The organism is Pseudomonas sp. AC172 (genome assembly GCF_979258595.1).
Window position 1 is genome coordinate 994,551 of sequence record NZ_OZ409868.1, and the last position, 22,600, is coordinate 1,017,150.

Here is a 22,600-nt window from a genome sequence, read left to right on the forward strand (position 1 = left end):
GAGGGAAAAACGCGTGCAAGAGTTAATCGAGTCGGTAGGACAACTTTCGGCTAAGCAAAGAAAGGCTCTGGCGGTTCTGCTCAAGCAGAAAGGCGTCAACCTCTTTGACATTGCCCCGGTTTTCAAGCGCACGGCTGAAGAGCCGTTGCTGCTGTCCTACGCTCAGCAGCGCCAGTGGTTTCTCTGGCAGTGGGCGCCGCACAGCGCGGCCTACAACATTCCGACGGCCCTGCGTTTGCAGGGCCCGCTGGATGTCAGCGCGCTGGAGCGCAGCGTTCAGGCGCTGATCGAACGACACGAAACCTTGCGCACGGTGTTCTCTCAGGAAACCGCGCAACCCTTGCAAGTGGTCCTGCCCGCAGGACCCTTTGCACTGGAGACTCATCAACTGAGCGCTGAGCTGGCCAACGACGCGGATGCCTCGATCCAGGCGTTCGTGCAGACCCAGAGCCAGAAAACTTTCGACCTGCAGCACGGCCCGCTATTGCGCGCAGCGCTGCTGCAAGTCACCCCGAATGACCATGTGCTGGTGCTGACCCTGCACCACATCGTCTCCGATGGCTGGTCGCTGCAAGTGATGATCGAGGAACTGGTGCAGCTTTACGCCGGTTTCAATCTCGGTCACGACGCCGGTCTGCCGGCGCTGCCGATTCAATACGCCGACTACGCCCTGTGGCAACGGCAGTGGATGGAGGCCGGTGAACAAGAGCGGCAACTGGCTTACTGGCAAGAGAAACTCGGCGGTGAGCAACCGGTGCTGGAACTGCCGATGGATCGCCCGCGTTCCATCGAGCAAAGTTTTGCCGGCGCCAGCCATAACCTGATTCTCGACCCGGCGCTGAGCAACGCGCTCAAGGCCTTCGCCCGGCAAGAAAACGTCACCCTGTTCGTGGTCTTGCTGGCCTCGTTCCAGGCCTTGTTGCACCGCTACAGCGGTCAGGCCGACATCCGCGTCGGCGTGCCGAATGCCAACCGTGGCCGGGTGGAGATCGAGCGGCTGATCGGCTTCTTCGTCAACACTCAGGTACTCAAGGCTGATATCGACGGGCAGATGTCCTTTGTCGATCTGCTGCGTCAGGTCAAACAGACCGCGCAGCAAGCGCAGGCCCATCAGGACTTGCCGTTCGAGCAACTGGTTGAAGCACTGGAGCCGGGCCGCAGCCTCAGCCACAGTCCGCTGTTCCAGGTGATGTTCAACCATCAGGCCGAACGCCGCGCGAGTGTCGAAACCCGTTTGAATGGCCTGAATATCGAACCGCTGGAGTGGCAGAGCCAGACCGCACAGTTCGACCTGACCCTCAATACCACCGAACAGGCGCACGGCATCGAAGCTGTGCTCAAGTACGCCACGGATCTGTTCGACGCGGTGACCATCGAACGACTGGCACAACACTGGAACGCGTTGTTGCGGGCCATCGTCGCCGAGCCGACGCAGCGCATCGGCCAGCTATCGATGCTCGACGCCGGTCAGCAGCAACGATTGCTCGCGCAGTGGAATCCTGAGCGCGTCCAGCAACCATTGGAACAGTGCATTCATCAAGCCATCGAAGCGCAAGCCGAGCGTTATCCCGAAGCAGTCGCCGTGACGTACGACGGACAACGCCTGACGTACGCCGAACTCAATCGCCGCGCCAACCAGTGGGCGCATGCGCTGATCGCGCGTGGCGTTGGCCCGGATGTGCGTGTTGGTGTGGCGGTCGAGCGTTCGCTGGACATGATTGTCGCCATCCTTGCCGTGCTCAAGGCCGGTGGCGCTTATGTGCCGCTGGATCCGGGTTATCCGGACGATCGCTTGAGCTACATGATCGAGGACAGCGGCATCGACCTGCTGCTGACCCAGGGTCATCTGCTCGCGCAACTGCCGGTGCCAACGGGGCTGGCGTGCCTCGATCTGCATCAGGCGCCAGAACACAGTATTGAAACCAACCCGCTGTGCCTGACCACGCCGGACAGTCTGGCGTACGTCATCTACACCTCCGGTTCCACCGGTAAACCGAAGGGCGCATTGCTGCCGCACGGCAACGTCATGCGGCTGTTCAGCGCCACCGAGCACTGGTTCGATTTCGGCCCGCAGGACAGCTGGACGCTGTTCCATTCCTACGCCTTCGACTTCTCGGTCTGGGAGATTTTCGGCGCGCTGCTGTATGGCGGCAAACTGGTGGTGGTGCCGCATGACATCACCCGTTCTCCGGAAGATTTCTACACGCTGCTGTGCGATGAAAACGTTACCGTGCTGAACCAGACGCCGTCGGCGTTCAAGCCATTGATGCAGGTCGCCAGCGAGTCGACGCGCACCAACTCTCTACGTTACGTGGTGTTTGGCGGCGAAGCGCTGGAAGTGCAGAGCCTGCGTCCATGGTTCGAGCGTTTCGGCGACCGCGCGCCGACGCTGATCAACATGTACGGCATCACCGAAACCACGGTGCACGTCACTTATCGGCCGTTGTCGATGGCCGATCTGCAACAAAGCCACAGCAGCCCGATCGGCGAGCCGATTGTCGACCTGTCGTGGTACTTGCTCGACAGCGCGCTGAACCTGGTGCCGCAAGGCTGCATCGGTGAGTTGTACATCGCCGGTGCCGGTCTGGCCCGCGGTTACCTGAATCAGGCTGGCATGACCGCCACGCGATTCGTTCCCGACCCCTTCAATCCGCAGGCCGGCGAGCGCCTGTATCGCACCGGTGACCTTGCGCGGCTGCGCGGCGATGGCGTGATCGAATACATCGGGCGGATCGACCATCAGGTGAAGATCCGTGGTTTCCGCATCGAGCTGGGTGAAATCGAAGCGCAACTGCTCAAGCACCCCGACGTGCGTGAAGCTGTGGTGCTGGCGGTCGACGGTATCAGCGGCCAGCAACTGGCGACGTGGATTGTCGCGAACGAAGTGCTGGACGCCGAAGGGCAGGGTGCACTGCGCGATTCGATCAAGGCGCATTTGCGCGAGACCCTGCCGGATTACATGGTTCCGCTCAGTTGGGCGTTCCTTGAACGCCTGCCACTGACAGCCAACGGCAAACTCGATCGCAAGCAACTGCCGCAACCGGAAGTCGCGCAGGTGCAGGAAGTCTATGCCGCGCCGCGCAACCAACTTGAACAGCGTCTGGCCGAGATCTGGCAGGACGTGTTGAAGGTTGAGCGCGTCGGCCTCAACGACAACTTCTTCGAGCTGGGCGGCGACTCGATCATTTCGATTCAGGTGGTCAGCCGCGCGCGTCAGGCGGGCATTCGCTTCACCCCCAAAGACATCTTCCAGCACCAGACCGTGCAACGTCTGGCGACCGTCGCGCAACAGAGCGACGCGGTGCAAATGCAGCAGGGCGAAGTGCTCGGCGACGCGCTGCTGACACCGATCCAGCATTATTTTTTCAACAGTGACATCCCGGCGCGGCATCACTGGAACCAATCGATCCTGCTGACCCCGGCCACCGCGCTGCAAGCGGCGCCGCTGGAGCAGGCGCTGTTGCAGCTGCAACGCCACCACGACGCCTTGCGCCTGCGTTACCAGCAAACCAACGACGGCTGGCAACAGCGCCATGCACCTGCGGATCAGGCGCAGGCCTTGCTGCGCACGGTCACGCTGGACGACAGCGCCGCATTGCCAGCGCTTTGCCAGGAGTTACAACGCAGCCTTGATCTGCTCGATGGCCCGCTGATTCGCGCGGTGTTGGTCGACTTGCCGGACGCCAGCCAGCGTCTGTTGCTGGTCATTCATCACCTGGTGGTCGATGGCGTGTCGTGGCGGATCCTCCTCGAAGATTTGCAAAGCGCTTATCAACAACTGAGCGGCGGTCAGGCTGTGCGTCTGCCGGCCAAGACCAGCGCGTTCAAGGATTGGGGCAAGCGTCTGCAGGAGCATGCCCGCAACGCTGAGCTGGAAAGCGAACTGGATTACTGGCGCGGGCAGCTGCGCGATGTGTCGGTCGACCTGCCGCTGGACAACCCGCAAGGCCAGTTGAGCAACCGTTTCGAGCGCAGTGTCGATACGCGTCTCGACGCCGAACGCACCCGCCAGTTGCTGCAACAGGCACCGGCGGTTTATCGCACCCAGGTCAACGACCTGCTGCTGACCGCGCTGGCCCGTGTGCTCTGTCAGTGGACCCACACCGACAGCGCACTGGTGCAGCTTGAAGGCCATGGTCGCGAAGACTTGTTCGAGGACGTCGACCTCAGCCGCACGGTAGGTTGGTTCACCAGCATGTTCCCGGTGCGCCTGACCCCGGACGCCAGTCTGGAAACCTCGATCAAAGGCATCAAGGAGCAACTGCGCGCGATCCCGAACAAAGGTATCGGCTATGGTTTGCTGCGTCATCTGGGCAGCGCCGAATCGCAAGCGGCGCTGAACGGTCTGGCGCAACCGAAAGTGACGTTCAACTACCTCGGTCAGTTCGACAACAACTTCGACGAAGACGCCCTGTGGGTGCCAGCCACCGAAGACAAGGGTGCCGGCCAGGACGAAAACGCGCCGATGGCCAACTGGCTGACCATCGATGGCCGGGTTTATCAGGGCCAGTTGAGCCTGACCTGGACCTACAGCGGCGATGTCTTCGAAGAGAGCACCATCAACGCACTGGCCCGCGCTTATGAAGTGGCGTTGGGTGAGTTGATCGACCATTGCCTGAGCCACCCGAGTGGCGGTTTGACGCCGTCGGATGTGCCGTTGGCCGGGTTGTCCCAGGCGCATCTGGACAGCTTGCCGATGGCCGCCCAGCGCATCGAGGACATCTATCCGCTGGCGCCGATGCAGCAAGGCATTCTGTTCCACAGCCTGTACGACGCCGATGCCAGCGCCTATGTCTATCAGATGCTGCTGGATATTGACGGCCTCGACGTGGCACGTTTCCAGCAAGCCTGGCAACGCGTGGTGGATCGTCATGAAGTGCTGCGCGCCGGTTTCATCTGGGGCCGGGATGGTCTCGATGCGCCGCTGCAAGTGATCAATCGCCAGTTAACCCTGGAAATGCCGGAAGTCGACGTGCGTGGTGTGGCGGACTTGCCGGCCGTGCTTGAAGCGCGGGCGCAGGCGGATCGCGAGCGCGGTTTCGATCTGCAGAACCCGCCGCTGTTGCGCTTGTGCCTGTTGCGCACCGCCGATGATCGCCATCGGCTGATTTTCACCTGTCACCACATCCTCATGGATGGCTGGAGCAACTCGCGGATGTTCGGCGAGGTATTGCAGGATTACGCCGGTCAGCCGGTGCCAAGCGCGCAGGGTCGTTACCGTGATTTCCTGGTCTGGCTGCAAGGTCAGGACAAAGCCGCCTCGCAGGATTTCTGGCGCGGACAACTGGCCGCACTGGACGAACCGACCCGACTGGCCTCGGCCTGCCACGGGCAAACGGTGCCGGGCCCGGGCAAACAGATGCATCGCCTGCATTTCGACCAAGCCTTGACTCAGCGCCTGAACGGTTTCTCCCGTCAGCAGCAAGTGACCCTCAACAGCCTGGTACAAGCCGCCTGGCTGTTGGTATTGCAGCGCTACACCGGCCAGGCCACGGTGGCCTTTGGTGCGACGGTGTCCGGGCGTCCGGTGGATCTGCCGGGTATCGAGCAGCAATTGGGCCTGTTCATCAACACCTTGCCGGTGATCGCCAGCCCGCAAGCCACGCTCAGCGTCGGCGACTGGGTGCGCAGCGTGCAGGACAAAAACCTGTTGCTGCGCGACTACGAGCAGACCCCATTGCAGGACATCCAGCGTCTGGCCCAATTGAGCGGCGAAGCGTTGTTCGACACCTTGCTGGTGTTTGAAAACTATCCGGTGTCCGAAGCGCTGGAAGCCAATCCGGGCGGTTTGCGTTTTGGCGGCCTGGAGCACCGCGAGCAAACCAACTACGGCCTGACCCTGATCGCCGGGGCCAGCGACGTCCTGAACCTGGACTTCAACTACCTCACCGAGCACTTTGCCGAACGTAGCGTGCTGAATCTGGCAGGGCATCTGGAAGAAGTGCTGCGCCAGTTCATTGAGGCGCCACAGCGTCTGCTTGGTGAAATTGGCCTGCTGCCGCTCGCCGAACGCCAGACCCTGGCGCAATGGAACGCCAATCAGGCTGCGTATCCGGCTGAGCGACTGATCTCGCAGAGTTTTGAACTTCGCGTGGCGGCGCATCCGCAGGCACTGGCACTGAGTCATGCCGGCGTCACCCTGAGCTATGCCGAACTCAATCAACGCGCCAACCAGTTGGCTCATCATCTTGTGGCGCTGGGTGTCGGCGCGGAAGTCCGCGTGGGCGTGGCGATGCCGCGTTCGGCGGAACTGGTGATCGCCCTGATGGCGGTGCTCAAGGCCGGTGGCACCTATGTGCCGCTGGACCCGGATTACCCGGCAGATCGCGTGGCCTACATGCTCGACGACAGTCAGGCGAAAGTCTTGCTGACGCAGCAATCGCTGTTGGCGCAGCTTCCGCAGACCGATGCGCACGTGGTGCTGGTCGAGGCGGGCGGTGCGGCATTTGCCGAGCAGCCTGTGGACAATCCTGCTGCGCGGGGTGATTCGGCCAATCTGGCGTACGTGATCTACACCTCCGGCTCCACCGGCAAGCCGAAAGGCGTGGCCATTGCCCATTGCAACGTGCAGGCGCTGATCCACTGGTCTGCCGAGGTCTACAGCGAAGACGATCTGCAAGGCGTATTGGCGTCAACGTCGGTGTGCTTCGACCTGTCGGTGTGGGAGATTTTCGTCACCCTCGCACGCGGCGGTTCGATCGTCATGGCGCGCAATGCCCTGGAACTGCCGGACTTGCCAGAGCGCGATCAGGTGCGCCTGATCAACACCGTGCCGTCGGCGATTGCCGCGCTGCAACGCAGCGGGCAAATTCCGTCGGGCGTGCGCATCATCAACCTCGCCGGTGAGCCGTTGAAGCAGAGCCTGGTCGACACGCTCTACCGCGAGACGGCGGTGGCACATGTCTACGACCTGTACGGGCCGTCGGAAGACACCACCTATTCGACCTGCACCCGCCGCGAACCCGGTGGTCTGGCGAACATCGGCCGGCCGCTGGTCAACACCATGGCGTATATGCTCGACGGACAATTGCAGCAAGCGCCGCTGGGCGTTGCCGCCGAACTGTACCTGGCTGGCGACGGCATCACCCGTGGCTACTTGTTCCGCCCGGGGCTGACCGCCGAGCGTTTCGTGCCCAATCCATTGTCGACCAGCGGTGAGCGCATGTACCGCACCGGCGACCTGGCTCGCTTCACTGAGGACGGCCGAATCGAATATGTCGGCCGTATCGATCATCAGGTCAAGGTGCGCGGATTTCGTATCGAACTGGGTGAAATCGAAGCGCGTCTGCTCGCTCAGGACAGCGTGCGCGAAGGCGTGGTGCTGGCGGTGGATGGCCACAGTGGTCAGCAACTGGTCGCATACGTGGTGCCAAGTGACAGCAGTCTCAGCCTCGAACAACTCGACGACTTGCGTGAAACGTTACAGGCCGCGCTGAAGGCGCATCTGCCGGAATACATGGTGCCGGCGCAGTGGCAGTTCCTCGAGCAGTTGCCGCTGACACCGAACGGCAAACTCGACCGCAAGGCCTTGCCGGCACCGGACGTCAGCCAGTCGCAACGTGAATACGTCGCGCCGTCGACGCCGCTGGAGCAGCAACTGGCCGAGGTCTGGCAGGACATTCTGAAGATCGAGCGGGTCGGCGTGACCGACAACTACTTTGCGTTGGGCGGCGACTCGATCATCTCGATTCAACTGGTCAGCCGCGCGCGTCAGCAGGGGATTGGCTTCACCCCCAAAGACCTGTTCCAGCAGCAGACCGTGCAGAAACTCGCCGCTGTGGTTTCGCTCGAGTCGTCGACCGACGAGACTCCGGTGGATTATCCGTTGGCCCAACTCGATCAGGCGCAACTCGATGCGTTGCCGGTGCCGGCGGACATGATCGAGGATGTCTACCCGCTGTCGCCGATGCAGGAAGGCATGCTCTTCCACACGCTGTCGGATAACGGCAGCAGCCTTTACGTGCAACAGGTCAGCCTGCCAATCAAGGGCCTGGACGTGGAGCGCTTCCGCCAGGCGTGGGAGTTCGTGATCGCACGTCAGGCGATTCTGCGCACCAGTTTCCATTGGCAGGATGGCCTGGCCAAACCGTTGCAAGTGGTGCATCGCCATGCGCCGTTGCAAATGCAGGTGCTTGATTGGCGTGACCAGGAGACCAGCGAAGAGCGGATTGCCGCGTTCTCCAGCGATGATCGCGCGCTCGGTTTCAATCTGGCCGATGCACGTTTGTTGCGGGTGACCCTGCTGCGTCTGAGCGACGATCAGTACCAGATGATCTGGACCAGCCACCACATCCTCATGGACGGCTGGAGCAGTTCGCGGCTGTTCGGCGAGGTGCTGCAGTATTACTCCAAGGGCGAAATCATCGGCGAGAACGGTCGCTACCGCGACTTCATCGCCTGGCTGCAGGCGCAGGATCAGGACGCCCAGGAACTGTTCTGGAAGGCGCGCCTGGCGGTGGTCAACGAACCGACAGCACTGAGCCAGGCGATGCACCCGCGCCACAGCGCCGATGTCGCCGGTCACGATGCGATCTATTCGAACTGGGATAAAGCGCAGACCGCGCGGCTGTTGCGGTTCTGTCGCGACCTGCGCATCACCCCCAACACCTTGATTCAGGGCGCGTGGCTGTTGCTGTTGCAACGCTACACCGGGCAGCAGACGGTGACTTTCGGCGCCACGGTGTCGGGGCGTCCGGAAAGTCTGGCGAATGTCGGCAACATGCTCGGTCTGTTCATCAACACCTTGCCGATCATTCAGACCCCGCAAGCCGATCAGCGTCTGGCTGATTGGCTGGGCGACGTACAGGCCTACAACCTCGATATTCGCGATTACTCCCAGGCGCCGCTGGCCGATGTACAGCGCTGGTCCAGCCTCGGTGGTCAGGCGCTGTTCGACAGCATTGTGGTGTTCGAAAACTTCCCGATCGACGATCGCTTGCAGGAAGAAAACGACACTGACCTGACCTTCGGCAAGTCCATCGGCCACGGCGTGACCAACGTGCCGATGGACCTGGCGGTGATGCTCGGTGACGAATTGTCGATCGAATACCTGTACCTGCGCAGCCACTTCAGCGCCGAGGCCGTTGTCGGTATTCGCCAGACCATGGAAAACACCCTCGCCGCAATGATGGCGGCGCCGTACGAACGCCTCGGCAATTTGCAGCGCCTGAGCCACGAACAATGGCAAGCGGCGCAGGTCTGGAGTGCTGAACCGGCGCACACGCATCAAGCGGCGCTGCTGCCGGAACTGATCAGTCGTCACGCGCAACAGCAGCCGCAAGCCATCGCCCTGCAATGCGCCGGGATGAACCTGACCTATGCCGAACTCGAGCAACGCGCCAACCGTCTGGCGCACTGCCTGATCGAACACGGTGCCGGGCCGGAAGTGGTGATCGGCGTGGCCTTGCCGCGTTCGCTGGAAATGGTCGTGAGCTTCCTCGCCGTGCTCAAGAGCGGTGCGGCTTACGTGCCGCTGGACATCGAGTACCCGCCGGAGCGTCTGGCGTACATGATTGAAGATTCGGGCATGGCGCTATTGCTGACCCAGAGCAGCCTGCGCAGCACGTTGCCGGCGCCGCAAGGCCTGCTGCGCCTGGAAATCGATGACCTCGACGAAAGCCGCTACGCCGACCACGCCCCGGAATATCGGGTGCACGAGCAAGGCCTGGCGTATCTGGTCTACACCTCGGGTTCTACCGGGCGGCCGAAAGGCGTCGCCGTGACCCAAGGCCCGCTGAGCATGCACTGTCAGGCCATCGCCGAGCTGTACGAAATGGACGCCAGCAGCTGCGAGCTGCACTTCATGTCGTTCGCGTTCGACGGGGCCCATGAGCGCTGGTTGAGCACCTTGTACAGCGGCGGACGTCTGGTGATTCGCGATGGTTGCCTGTGGACGCCGGAGCAGACCTATCAGGCGCTGCATGATTACGGCATCACCATTGCCTGCTTCCCGCCGGCCTATCTCAAGCAACTGGCCGAGTACGCGGCGGCCAGCGGTATCGCGCCGCCGCCAGTGCGCATCTATTGCTTCGGCGGCGATGCGGTGCCGGATCAGACCTTCGAGCAGGTCAAGGCTGCGCTGCGTCCGCAGTACTTCACCAACGGCTACGGCCCGACCGAAACCGTGGTCACGCCGATGCTCTGGAAAGTCCCGGTCAGCCAGCATTGCGAAGCGGCCTACGCGCCGATCGGCCGTGCTGTGGGCGCACGCTCGCTGTACGTGCTGGACGAGGATCTGAACCCGCTGCCGCCAGGCTTTGCCGGTGAGCTGTACATCGGCGGCTATGGCGTCGCCCGGGGTTATCACGGGCGTCCGGACCTGACCTGCGAGCGCTTCGTACCCAACCCGTTCGCGGCGGGCGAGCGCCTGTACCGCAGCGGCGACCTGGTGCGTTTGCGTGTCGACGGTGTGGTTGATTACGTTGGCCGTATCGACCATCAGGTCAAGGTGCGCGGCTTCCGCATCGAACTGGGCGAAGTCGAGGCCAGTCTGCGTCAATTGGCGTCGGTCACCGATGCTCTGGTGATCGCCCGCGACAATGCCTCTGGCAAGCAACTGATCGGTTATGTGGTCACCGCGACCGGTGAAGACATCGGCGATGAACTCAAGGCGGGCCTGCGCACTTCGTTGCCGGAATACATGGTGCCGGCGCAGATCGTTTGCCTCAGTGCTTTCCCGGTGACACCGAACGGCAAGCTCGATCGCAAGGCGCTGCCGGAACCTGAGTTCAAAACCGAGCAATACCTGGCTCCGCGCAACGAGCAGGAAGCCTTGCTCGCGGACATCTGGGCGCAGGTGCTGCAGGTCGAACAAGTGGGCATCAGCGACAACTTTTTCGAACTGGGCGGCGACTCGATTCTGAGTTTGCAGGTGATCTCCCGCGTTAGAAACCACCCGACGTTGCAGATGGACCTCAAGCTGCGCGACCTGATGCGTTATCAGACCATCGCCGGCATCGTCGAGCAGGAAGCGGCGAAGGAGGGCACGGCACAACCACAGACGGACGTCACGCACGTGGCCGCGGAGGGCTTGTTCAATCTCTTGCCGATTCAGGAGTGGTTCTTTGCCGAAGGCATGGCCGAGGCGCACCACTACAACCAGTCATTGCTGTTGAGTGCACGCCAGCCGCTGGACCTTGATGCACTGGAGCAGGCACTGGGCTGGATCGAGCAACATCACGACTCGCTGCGCCTGCGTTTCTCCCACGAAGGCGGGCGTTGGTTGCAGCGTTACTGCGACCTCAGTGAACAGGGCGAAGCGTTGCTCTGGCGCCGCGAGGCGGACAACAGCGAGCAGGTCGAAGCCTTGGCCAACCTCGCCCAGCGCAGCTTGAAACTCGACGACGGGCCGGTCTGGCGGGTGATGCATGTCGCCTTGCCGGATGGCCAGGCGCGCCTGCTGGTGGTGATTCACCACTTGGTGGTCGACACCGTGTCGTGGCGAATTCTGCTCGACGATTTGAAAGTGGCGTACGAGGCCTGCGTGCAGGGACTGGAACCGAAACTGCCGATTCGCACCAGCAGTTACCGATCGTTCGCCGAGGCCCTGCAGGCTCAGGCGCCGGTGATTGCCGACCAGGAACTGGCGTACTGGCTGGAGCAACTGGATCAGCCGGGCGTCGACTTGCCTTGCGACAACCTGCGCGGCAAAAACCTCGTGCGTCAGCAGGCGCAGGCACGGCTCAAACTGTCTCGCGAGCACACTGAACAACTGCTCAAACAGGCTCCGGCGGTGTACGGCACGCAGATCAACGACCTGCTGTTGTCGGCGCTCAGCCGTGCCCTGTGCCGCTGGAGTCAACAACCGTCAGCGTTGATTCTGCTTGAAGGCCATGGTCGTGAAGACCTGTTCGAGTCGATCGACCTGAGCCGCAGCCTCGGCTGGTTCACCAGCATGTTCCCGGTGCGCTTGCGCCCGGACAGCGACGACATCGGCCAGTCGATCGTCAATGTGCAGGCACAGTTGGTGGCGGTTCCGCAGAAAGGCATCGGCTATGGCGTGCTGCGTCATCTGGCCGGGGCTGAGGTGTCGCGTCAATTGGCCGAGCTGCCGCAAGCGCGGGTCACGTTCAACTACCTGGGGCAATTCGACCAGAGCTTCGACGAGCAGGCTTTGCTGGTGCCGGCGCTGGAAGAGACCGGTGACAACTACAGCCTCAAAGCCAACCTGGGTAACTGGCTGGAAATTGTCGGCCAGGTCTATGACGGTCAGCTGGCCATGCGTTGCATCTACAGCAGCCAGCGTTATCGCGCCGGCACCATGGATGCCTTGATGGACGATTTCCAGCGTGAGCTGGAGGCGTTGGTTGAGCATTGCATGGCACGCGCGGGCTGATCACCACACGTTCAGTCATCTCCGGGGGGCGTTGCCGCGACGCGCCCCTTTTTTTGCCGATACAAGGATTTTAGCGATGTCGTTACACCCTGATCTGGAAGCCTTCCTCGACCTGGCCCAAGACAGCCAGGACGCCGGCCTGCCGGCCATGCACCAAATGACCCCGAGCGAGGCCCGCGCGACTTTCGAGCAGACCACGGCGCAACTGCGCTGGCCGGCGCCTGAAGACCTGTTGGTCAGCGAAATCGATACGTCGGCGCGTGATGGTGCGCGGTTGGCATTGCGTCTGTATCGACCAAGCGCTGCGGTCTTGCCGATGCCGGTGTTGGTGTATTTCCACGGCGGTGGTTTTGTCGTCGGCAGCCTCGATTCTCACGACGGTGTGTGCCGCGAGTTTTGCCAGCGCACGCCGTGTGCGGTGTTGTCGGTCGGGTATCGACTGGCCCCGGAGCATCGTTTTCCAACGGCGCTGGAGGATGGCGAAGACGCTTTGTCGTGGTTGGCGGAAAACGCCGTGAGCCTTGGTCTTGATACCTCGCGCGTGGCGTTTGGTGGCGATAGTGCCGGTGCGACGTTGGCCACGGTGCTGGCGATTCAGGCGGTGGTGCAACCGCATACCGTGGCCCTCGCACCCAAGGCACAGTTGTTGTGCTATCCGGTGACTGACGCTTCGCGCGTGCACGATTCGCGGTTGTTGTTCAGCGAGGGTTATCTGTTGGAGAACGATACGCTTGACTGGTTTTATCAGCATTACGCCCGCAGTCCGGAAGATTATCTGGACTGGCGCTTTTCGCCGTTATTGGCGGAGGATCTGCGGGGTGTGGCGCCGGCGATTGTGTTGTTGGCGGGCTTTGATCCGTTGTTTGATGAGGGGCAGGCTTATGCCGATAAATTGCGGGGGCAGGGGGTGAGTGTTGAGGTTGAGCATTGTCCAGGGCTGACGCATGATTTGCTGCGGATGGCTTCGGTGATGCCTGATGTTTTGCGGGTGCATGAAACTTTGAGTCGGGCGTTGGCGCGGGTGTTGGGGTAATCATTTTCTTGGTTGGTTTTGGGGGCATATCCGTTGCTGCGGTAACGGCGGCTTAGGGTTCCGCCCTTACGGCGGGTCACTTTTTCCAGACGCCGAAAAAGTAACCAAAAAGGCTTGCTCCTACGTGCGGCCCGCTCGCTGGGGCTCGGGGTTCCTTCGCTGCGGGATCGATCCGGGCGCAGCGTCTCCGGTTTGCTTCGCTGCACCTACTCCCGCTGTGTTTGGCTTCGCCAAACGGTCGCTACGCTCCCACACCCGGATCAATCCCTCCACTCAGCCTTCCGACGTCGCCTTACAGATCAAGATCAAGAGCAGGCGAGCTGACACTCGGCCTATTGAGTGGTGAAGAGCGGGACGTGGTCGGCTTTGGATTTGTGTTGGAGCTGCCCCTCATCGGAACGCCGCCCGCCCAGCCCTCTCCCGGAGGGAGAGGGGGTCGATTTTTGGGCTTTTCAAAATCTGAGTTCGACGCGGTATCGCATGTCGGCGAAGCTTTCCCGAATATCTCAGTCAGTCACCTCTTTCTTGGGGGGGGAGGGGCTGATTTGTTTGCTTTTTAGAGCCTGAGTTCAGCGCGGTATCGCATGTCGGCGTAGCTCGCCCAAACACCTCGATCAGTCCTCTCTTTTTCTTGGAGGGTGAGGGGCTGATTTGTTTGCTTTTCAGAGCCTCAGTTCAACGCGGTATCGCACGTCGGCGTAGCTCTCCCAAACACCTCAATCAGTCCCCTCTCCCTCTGGGAGAGGGCTAGGGTGAGGGGCTTTTGATCTGGCTTTTGATCTTGCTCTGGCTTCGGCTTTTGATTTTTTGCCCCTTCGGCAGGCCGAGCGGAGGTGTTCATCCGGGGTTAGGCGCGCAGCGCCGTGCGGCGAAGCCGCATACATCGAGAGGAGGTGCAGCGAAGCAAACCGTAGGCGATGCCCCCGGATGGACACCGTAGCGAGGGAACACTGAGCCTCAGCGAAGTGCCGTACGCCGGGGCAAAGCCTTTTGGATTACTTTTTCGGCGTTTGGAAAAGGTGACTCGCTGTAAGAGCGAAACCGCCATCGGCAGCACCCGAAGCAACGGATATGCCCCCAAAACCCAGGGAGCATGGTCGGCCCCAAGGCCGCCAAGGCCGCCAAGACCAACAGGCCAAAAAAAGCCCCGCCAAAGCGGGGCTCTCTCACATCACACCCAATCAGAAATCAGCCTTGACCGACATCACGAAGTTACGCGGATCACCATAGAAGTTACCGAACCCTTCGGTACCAATCGTCGAGTAGTAACGCTTGTCAAACAGGTTATTCCCGTTAAGCGCCACCGACCAGGTGTCATCGATACGGTAGCCAATGCGACCGTTCCAGACCGCATAACCGGCACCATCAATGTTGTCACCGCCCAGAGGCGAAGTCCGATAGTTGCCAGTCTGCGCGTTGACACCCGCACCGATCGTCACGCGATCCAGCGGCCCGCTCAGGCTGTAGTCACCCCAGACACGCAGCAAGTGACGCGGCACGTAGGAGTTGTAAACCACGCCATCCTGAGTCGCGTCGGCATCTTCCAGCACCTTGGTCTGGGTGTAGGTGTAACCGGCCAGCAATTGCAGGCGATCGATCACTTCACCGCTGACTTCAGCTTCGAAGCCCTGCGCGCGAACCTTGCCGGAGTTGATCGAGCAGGAACTGTCTTCGCAACGCGGGTCATCTTGGGCGGCATCTTTCTGAAGGGTGCGGAACAGGTTGAAGGAACTGTTCAGACGACCGTCGAACCACTCGCCCTTGATCCCCAGCTCGTAGCTCTGGCCGACCAATGGTTTGAGGGTGCTGCCGTCGATGGTCTTGTAGGCGCCCTGCGGGGTGAAGATGTCGGTGTAGCTGGCGTAGGCCGTCAGGTTGTCGTTGAGGTCGAACAGCACACCGGCGAACGGCGTGACCTGGCCGGTTTCGGTGGACTTGGTGTCGACCTGGGTGCCTTCGCCACGGAAGTACTGCACCGAGTCGGTGTCGGACTTGTACCAGCTGACACGGCTGCCCAGTACCAGGGTCAGCGGATCAGCCAGTTTCAGACGGGCGATGGAGTAGGCGCCGTATTGCTTGATGTGCATGTCCACCGGGCCGCCACGGGAGGCGTTGGCCAGGTAGTAACTTTCGTCCGGTTGCGGGATGTGGTGGTTGGGGTCCAGCACGTTCTGCCGTTGTGGCAGCGCGGCGACGGCGTAGAAGTCATCCTTGTGCGAACGGCTGGCGTTGGCGCCGATGGTCAGTTCGTGTTGCTGGCCGAAGGCGTCGAATTTGCCGTCGACATAGGCATCGAAGCCGTAGTCGCGCTGATCGTAGTCGTAAATGCTGCCCAGCATCAGCGTATTCGACGCGGTGGCACCGACCGGTACCGCGCCGCTCGGGAAGGCGTACTCCATGTCTTGGGTGTTACGCGAGTACACCCCGGCGACTTTCAGCGACCAGTCGTCGTTGAACTGGTGTTTCAGGTCGGCGAAGTAGGTGGCGCGTTTGCTGCGCTGGTTGTTCCACGCGGTGTTCAGGCACGTGGAGCGCTTGAGGTGCAGGTCGGAGCCGTCGGCGTAACGCGGCAGGCCGCCCCAGCACGGCGTGGCGTCGACGTCTTCCCAGGCGAAGCCCAGACCCAGGGTGGTGTCGGGGCTGAGGTCGAAGTCCAGAGCGCCGTAGTAGATCTGGTCCTTGCGGCTGGCCACGTCATAGAAATATTGACGGGTCTGTTCGGTGACCACGGCGCGACCACGGATGGTGCCGGAGTCGTTCAACGGGCCGCCGGTGTCGACCTGGCCGCGATAGTTGTCCCACGTCCCAGCCGACAGCGACAGTTGCGTGTGCGCAGTGTCCTGGCCGCGCTTGCGCACGAAGTTGACGCCACCGGCGGTGCCGCCCGCGCCTTTCATCATGCCGGCTGCGCCACGCAGTACTTCCACGCGGTCATAAATGGCCATGTCGCTGTTGAAGCTGTCGGCCTGCACGTAGCTGCTGCCGATATCCAGCGGCACGCCGTCGTACTGGTACTGGCCGGACATGCGAAAGCCACGGGAGTAGAAATACTTGCCGCCCATGGGCGAGTCATACACGGTGATGCCCGGGGTCTTTTCCATCACCTGTTCGATGGTGTTGAGGTTCTGGTCATCGAGCATCTTGCGGGTCATTACGGTGACCGACTGCGGGGTGTCCTTCAGCGAGTGCACGCCCTTGCCAATGGTCACGCCACCGGTGGTGTAGGAGTTGCTGCCTTCGGTGGTGGCGCTCAGGCGGTTGGCGTTGACGTTGGTCGGTGCCAGTTCCATCGCGCTGCCGGTGGCAGGGCCGAGGACGGTCACGGTGTTGCCGTCGCGCTGGTAGCGGATGCCGGTGCCGTTAAGCATCGCCTTGAGCGACTCATCATCCTGGTAGCGGCCGTTGATTGCGCTGGAGCGCAAACCTTGCAGGCTTTCCGGGCTGTAGATGATCTGCAGGCTGGTCTGCTGGCCGAGGGTTTGCAGCGCCTGGGCCAATGGCTGCGACGGGATGTTCAGGGTCCATTCCTGGGCCTGGACATACGGTGCTGCCGTGAGTGTCAGTGCCAGACCAAGGCCAGTGCCGGCCAGTCGAGTGCGTGTCGCGCCGTGCATCAGCAGGGCTCGAGTCAGAGGGCGAAGCATGAAACGGGATGCGGACATGAGGTTAAGACCTTGGCAGGTATAGTTGTTAATGGTTCTTATTCATCTCATTAAGACGAGGAAGCCGCGGCAAACCGGAAAATTATTTTTCCGGCCTGGCCGCGGCCTCGTCGATCAAGCGGTTTGCAGTTCGCTCTTGACCTTGCCGGCCTCCATGCGCACCAGTTGATCGGCGACGTCGAAGTAACGGTCATCGTGGGAGATCACGATGATGGTCTTGCCCAGACGTTTGAGGTCAGGCAACAACTCTGTGTAGAAAATACGCCGGAAGGTCGGATCCTGATCGGCGGCCCATTCATCGAACACCAGCACCGGACGCTCTTCGAGCCAGGCATTGACCAGTGCCAGACGCTTGCGCTGGCCGGTGGACAGGTCGGTTGTGCTGAACGCGCCGTCACGCACGCTGACCTTGTGCGCGATTTCCAGACGTTCGAGGTAGCGGGTCGCATCCTGTGGGACTTCGCGGTCGCCCTGAATCAGATCGTCGAACAGGTAGTAGTCGGCAAAAATCGTCGTGAAGTTCTGCCGGTAGTCATCGCGGTTCAGCGCGGTGATCGGCTGATCGTTGACGCGGATCTCCCCTTCGGTCGGCGCATACAAACCCAACAACAATTTGATCAAAGTGGTTTTGCCGCAACCGTTTTCACCAACGATAAAGACGATGTCGCCCTGTTCGATGCGCAGGTTGACCGGCCCCAGACGGAACGGTTCGCTGCCTTCCACGGGCGGGAAGGCGTAACGCACGTTGTGCAGTTCCAGGCTGTTGACCGCACCGGGTTTCTTGCCCTGATCCTCCAGCAGCAGGTGCGGTTCGGGCGAGGAGAATTGCTCGCTCAGTTCGGCGATGCGGCGGAAGGCAATCTGCGCACGGCTGATGATCGGCAAGGTGCTGACCAGGTGCTCCAGCGGCCCCTTCATGTACAGCAGCACCAGGACGAATCCGCTCATCACCGCTTTGTCGCCGCTGGGCCAGAAGGATTGCAGGGCCAGGGCCATGCCGATGACCACGAAGAACAGCATCGAACCGAAGGACTTGGCGATGACAAAGGTGTTGATGGATTTGATCTGGGTGTCGCAGATCTTCTCGGCGGTTTTTTGAATCCCGGCGACAAACATACGCTGACGGCGCGGGCGATGAATACGCAGTTCCTTGGCACCCTCGGCAATCGCGTTGTAATGCTTTTGCAGTTCGTCTTCGGAGTCGCGTGCAGCGTAGAAACCGCGCATGCCCTTGGCCCGGGCAATCGCCTGAATGGTCGTGCCGATTGCAATCGCCACCAGCATCATCAGAAACATCGGCCAGGACAGCAGCGCCAGATAGCCGAGGCAGCCGAGAGTGACGGTCATGGAAATCGCCAGCGGGGCAAACGCGAAGGCGAAGTCGCTGATGGTGTCGACGTCATGGGTCAGCACCGGGATCAAGCGGTGGCTGCGATAGCGTTCGATCTGGTCGATCGGCGCCGACAGGACTTTCTCCCCCAGCTCTTTGCGCAATTTGGCGATGATGTGTTGGCCGACGTAGTTGGTGCCGATGTCGGACAGGATCGTCGTCAGCAACGCCAGTGCGCACAGACCGGCGAAAATCATTACCACGGTGCGGGTCAGGCCGTCGTCGGAGTGCAGGGCGTTGTTGATGGTCGCCAGCAGCACGGTGACGCTCAGGCCGCCGATCATGCCGAGCACGATGGACACAGAGACGATCAGGCGGAAGGGCTTGAGCAAGGCGAACAATTCGTTGATCGCCCCACGCGTAGGCTTGGTCATGGAGGATTCCTGCTTCGGTGCGGAGGGAGTGCCGGTACTTAAGGAAAACGAATGGTCACGGACTTTCTTTAAACGACCGCAGGCGGGGCTGCGGTCGTGGAGGGCAGGATCAGAGGTCGCGCACTACGCGAAACCCGAGCCAGTCGCCCTTGCTGGTCGGCCAGCTGCTGTTGCGGTTACCGGAACGCGAGAACACCGGTGCCTCGCCCCAGTCGTTGCCACGCATGACCTGGCGCTCGCAGTTTTCCTGGGTCCATGGGCGACCGTCGTTGGGCACGCCGGAATAATCCTTGTGATAGCAGTCGGCGGTCCATTCATAGACGTTGCCGTGAGCGTCGTAAACGCCGAAGGCATTCGCCGGGAAGGTGCCAGCAGGGGACGTGAAGTTGTAACCGTCGGCGGCGCCGTAGGTGTTGGCGTGTCTGGAAATCTGGTAGTTGTTGCCTTCATCGAACGGGAAAGGGAAGGGCCCGGTGCTGCCGCCGCGTGCGGCGTATTCGCGGATCGATTCGCTTTGCAGGCGATAGGCATGGCCGGTTTTTTTCGACAACCAATCGATGTAGCCCTGGGCTTCGGCGACGTTCATGCACACCGCCGGGTCGCGGGCAGTCTGTTTGAATTCCGGCTTGCCGGCAGTGCAGCGGCGGCCCGGACGATCATCGAAGTCGTAAGGCTTGTTGCCGGTTTCGCGCACGTACGCGTCCCACTCGCCGGCCAGCACCTGGAAGCGGCTGATGGCGAACGGTTTGCTGAAGGTCACGTCGTGGCGCGGGCCTTCGTCCGGTTCGCGACCGACTTCGTCATCCGGGGTGCCCATGGTGAAGGTGCCGGTCGGCAAAACGACCATTTCCGGGCAGTCCTTGCAGTCCTTGAACACTTTGCCCGGCGCGGGTGGCGTGGCCGCTTGAGCGGCGCTGGACAACAGACCGGCGCACAGCACGGTCAGGGCCAGCGTGGGTAGCGCCTTGAAGGTGAAAGAGGCGTGAGGCTTTTTCATGAGTCGTCTCTGTGAAAGGAAAACTGGAGTCGAGGATCAGGCGCGGCGTTTTTGACCGAGGATGGCCATGAACCGGTCCACTTCGGCTTCGTTGTTGAGCAGGCCGGGCGCCGTGCGAATCACCGGACCGACGTCGCGGCTGACTGCATCGCAGATCACCCGGTTTTGCATCAGATAGGCGGCCACTTCATCGCCGTCCTGACCCTTGACCCGGAAAAAAGTGAAGCCGGCAGAAAATTTCGGATCGAGCGGGGTCACCAGCTCGATGTTCGACTGTTCCTGCAAACGATGTTTGAGGTAGCTGTTGAGCTGGTGGATGCGCGCCTGAACGTCGGCCTTGCCCAGTTGCAGGTGCAATTTGAACGCTTCGTCCACCGCCCAGCGATGCTCGAAGGCGTGATAACCGCCCGGGGTCATGATGGTGGCGAAGGAGGTGGCTTCGGAGAATGTCGGCACACTCGGGCTGACGTATTTCAGCTCTTCGCTGCGGCTGCAAACAATGCCGGTGCCGCGCGGGCCGAACATCCACTTGTGGGTACCGGCGATGAAGAAGTCGCAGTTCATCTGCGGGAAACTCAGGTCGTCGACACCGAAACCGTGCACGCCGTCGACCACGTAAATCAGGCGATCCTTGTCGTCGCGTTGACGGTTGTGTTCATCGACCAGCCGCGAAATATCGCTGATCGGCAATTTCACACCGCTGCCCGAATGCACCCAGGTCATGCCGAGTACGCGGGTCTCAGGGCGAATGTTGCGGTTGATCGTGTCGAGCACCTGATCCATGGAAATGCTTTGCGGGTTGTCGAACAGCCTGAGTTTGCGCACCCGCGTGCCATCACGGCGGCTGCGGAAATCGAGAATGTTGCGAGTGGAATAGTGCTCGTGCTCGGTGGTAAGGATTTCCTGATCAGGGCGCACCTGCACGCTGCCATAAATCATCGCCAGGCCTTCGGTGGTGCTGCCGGTTAGGGCAATCTGGCCGGGTTTGGCCTGCAGGTACTTGCCGGCCCAGACCCGCACGTTCTGCTGCAATTGTTCGTTGCTCCCAAGATCCCAATCCATCGCCAGTCCCGGATTACGGTCGAGCATGGCGCGATGGCGTTCGATGGCTTCGCGCACGGGTTTGGGATGGGAGGTGATCAGGAAGTTGGCGAAGTGAATCGCCTGCGGGTCCTGATCGAACAGCTGGCGCAATTGCGTCCATTTATTCGCAGAAGCCACGGGCGCGTTCGCCGCCATTGCCGGCGCTGTCAGGCTGGCGCCGAACGGCAGGGCGGCCGCGACCACGCCGGCCTGTTTCAGAAAGGTCCGGCGGTCTGTCATGGCCTGGCAGTATCCTGACGGGAAATCAGCGCCGGTTTCGCGGCTTTCTGTACCTGATCCCAGACGCGCATGAAGTTGCCGCCCCACAGTTTGGCGATGTCCGCTTCGGAGTAGCCGCGCTGGATCAGCTCGGCGGTGACGTTGCGGATTTCGCCAACGTTTTCCCAACCCTTGATGCCGCCACCGTCGTTGAAGTCGGACGAGATGCCGACATGGTCGATACCGATTTTGCGCACGGTGTAATCGATGGCATCGCCGAGATCCTTGAGGGTCGCTTTCGGTTCTTCTTCAAGGATGCCGTAGAGGCCGCTGGCGTACTGGCCGAGTTTCTGTTCCGACCACGCAGTAATGATCGGGTCACCCGGCATCAGCGCCATGGCCAGGTTTGGCAATGGCGGCAGATCGAAGCGTGCGCGCAAGGCATTGAGTTTGTCTTGCGTGCCCTGAGTCAGCGGTTTGAGGTACTGCGAGAAGCCGACCACCTGAACCACGCCGCCGCTGTTCTTGATCAGCTGCAATTCCTTGTCGCTGAGGTTGCGCGGAATATCCACCGCCGCACGCGGCGCCGAGTGCGAGGCCACCAACGGTGTGCGGCTTAATTGCGCGACCTGTTCCAGGCCTTTGGTCGACATCTGCGAAACGTCGATGATCACGCCCAGATCGTTCAAACGCTGCACCGCTTGCCTGCCGATATCGGAGAGGCCGTCGAGGGCGTCCGGCGAGTCATTGAAGAACGGCAGCGGGCGCGACGAGTCCGCCCAGCTGTTGTTGCCGATGTAGCTGAAGCCGAACATGCGCATGCCGCGCCCGGCCCACAGGTCCAGTTTGCTCAGGTCGTTGCCCAGCGGATAGGCGTTGAGCATGCTGATGAAAATCGCAAATTTGCCTTCGCCATGCAGGCGGCGGAAATCATCCGGGGTGTAGGCGATGCCGACCTGATTGGGGAAGTCGCGAACCATGCCGGTGATGATCTTGTAGCGCACTTCCTGCTGGTTGCGGGCTTCTTCGACGAAACCTTCGGTGGGGCGGTGCGGGGCATTCGGGCCGTTCCACATTTCCGGCCAGCCGAACACCGTCAGCGCAGCGCCCGACAAGCGCCCGCGATTGGCCTTGATCAGGTCGAACTGGCCGGAGCCGTCCTTGTCGGCTTCGTTGCCGTGGGCGCCGAAACTCAGGGGTACGGTGATGTGGCTGTCGAAGGAGAGAATGCGATCCTGCAATTCGGTCGCCTGTTTCATCACTTTTACCGGATAACCGGGGTTGTCCCGAAACCAGTAATCCCAGGCCAGAAATCCTGCGCCGGCGCTGATCGCCAAGGCCAGCGGCAGGCCGATAAATAGAGCCTTTTTCGAACGCGGTTTTGTCATTGCCATCTCATTCAGGTTCGCCGTCGAGGTGCAGGCGCAGGGGCCTTTGCTATCTGGGAGGAACGAGTGGGCATGCAGGTAATTTAGTCGCGCGCAGGAAAAGCGCTGACGACGCGTAGC

7 protein-coding genes are annotated in these 22,600 nt (G+C 61.5%); 2 read left to right on the forward strand and 5 right to left on the reverse strand.

All coding sequences use genetic code 11. The annotated features are described in order from the left end of the window. Positions 1 to 13 precede the first annotated feature (13 nt). On the forward strand, positions 14 to 12,334 hold the full coding sequence (locus ACZ0A4_RS04590) for a non-ribosomal peptide synthase/polyketide synthase (RefSeq protein WP_463573274.1): 12,321 nt from the start codon (positions 14 to 16) through the stop codon (positions 12,332 to 12,334). A 76-nt stretch (positions 12,335 to 12,410) separates the two neighbouring features. Then, entirely contained in the window at positions 12,411 to 13,367 is a 957-nt protein-coding gene (locus ACZ0A4_RS04595; protein WP_463573276.1) for an alpha/beta hydrolase, read from the forward strand. Between the two features lie 1,181 nt (positions 13,368 to 14,548). On the opposite strand, the gene ACZ0A4_RS04600 is transcribed toward ACZ0A4_RS04595, so the two are convergent. From ACZ0A4_RS04600 to pvdM, 5 genes are all read right to left on the reverse strand, one after another. Beyond that, positions 14,549 to 17,029, reverse strand: a complete 2,481-nt coding sequence (locus tag ACZ0A4_RS04600; RefSeq protein ID WP_463573278.1) for a TonB-dependent siderophore receptor — start codon at positions 17,027 to 17,029, stop codon at positions 14,549 to 14,551. 114 nt (positions 17,030 to 17,143) lie between these two features. Next, complete coding sequence (locus ACZ0A4_RS04605) at positions 17,144 to 18,793, reverse strand: cyclic peptide export ABC transporter (protein WP_095047693.1); 1,650 nt, start codon at positions 18,791 to 18,793, stop codon at positions 17,144 to 17,146. 109 nt (positions 18,794 to 18,902) lie between these two features. Further along, entirely contained in the window at positions 18,903 to 19,790 is an 888-nt protein-coding gene (pvdO, locus tag ACZ0A4_RS04610; RefSeq protein ID WP_463573281.1) for a dihydropyoverdine dehydrogenase, read from the reverse strand. A gap of 36 nt (positions 19,791 to 19,826) precedes the next feature. Beyond that, positions 19,827 to 21,113 (reverse strand): pyoverdine-tailoring periplasmic protein PvdN, encoded by a 1,287-nt coding sequence (gene pvdN / locus ACZ0A4_RS04615; protein WP_463573283.1) that lies wholly within the window; start codon positions 21,111 to 21,113, stop codon positions 19,827 to 19,829. Then, positions 21,110 to 22,480 carry a pyoverdine-tailoring dipeptidase-like protein PvdM gene (pvdM, locus tag ACZ0A4_RS04620; RefSeq protein WP_463573285.1) on the reverse strand — a complete coding sequence of 457 codons (1,371 nt, stop codon included), beginning with the start codon at positions 22,478 to 22,480 and terminating at the stop codon, positions 21,110 to 21,112. Before pvdM ends, pvdN begins: the two co-directional genes overlap by 4 nt. Positions 22,481 to 22,600 lie beyond the last annotated feature (120 nt).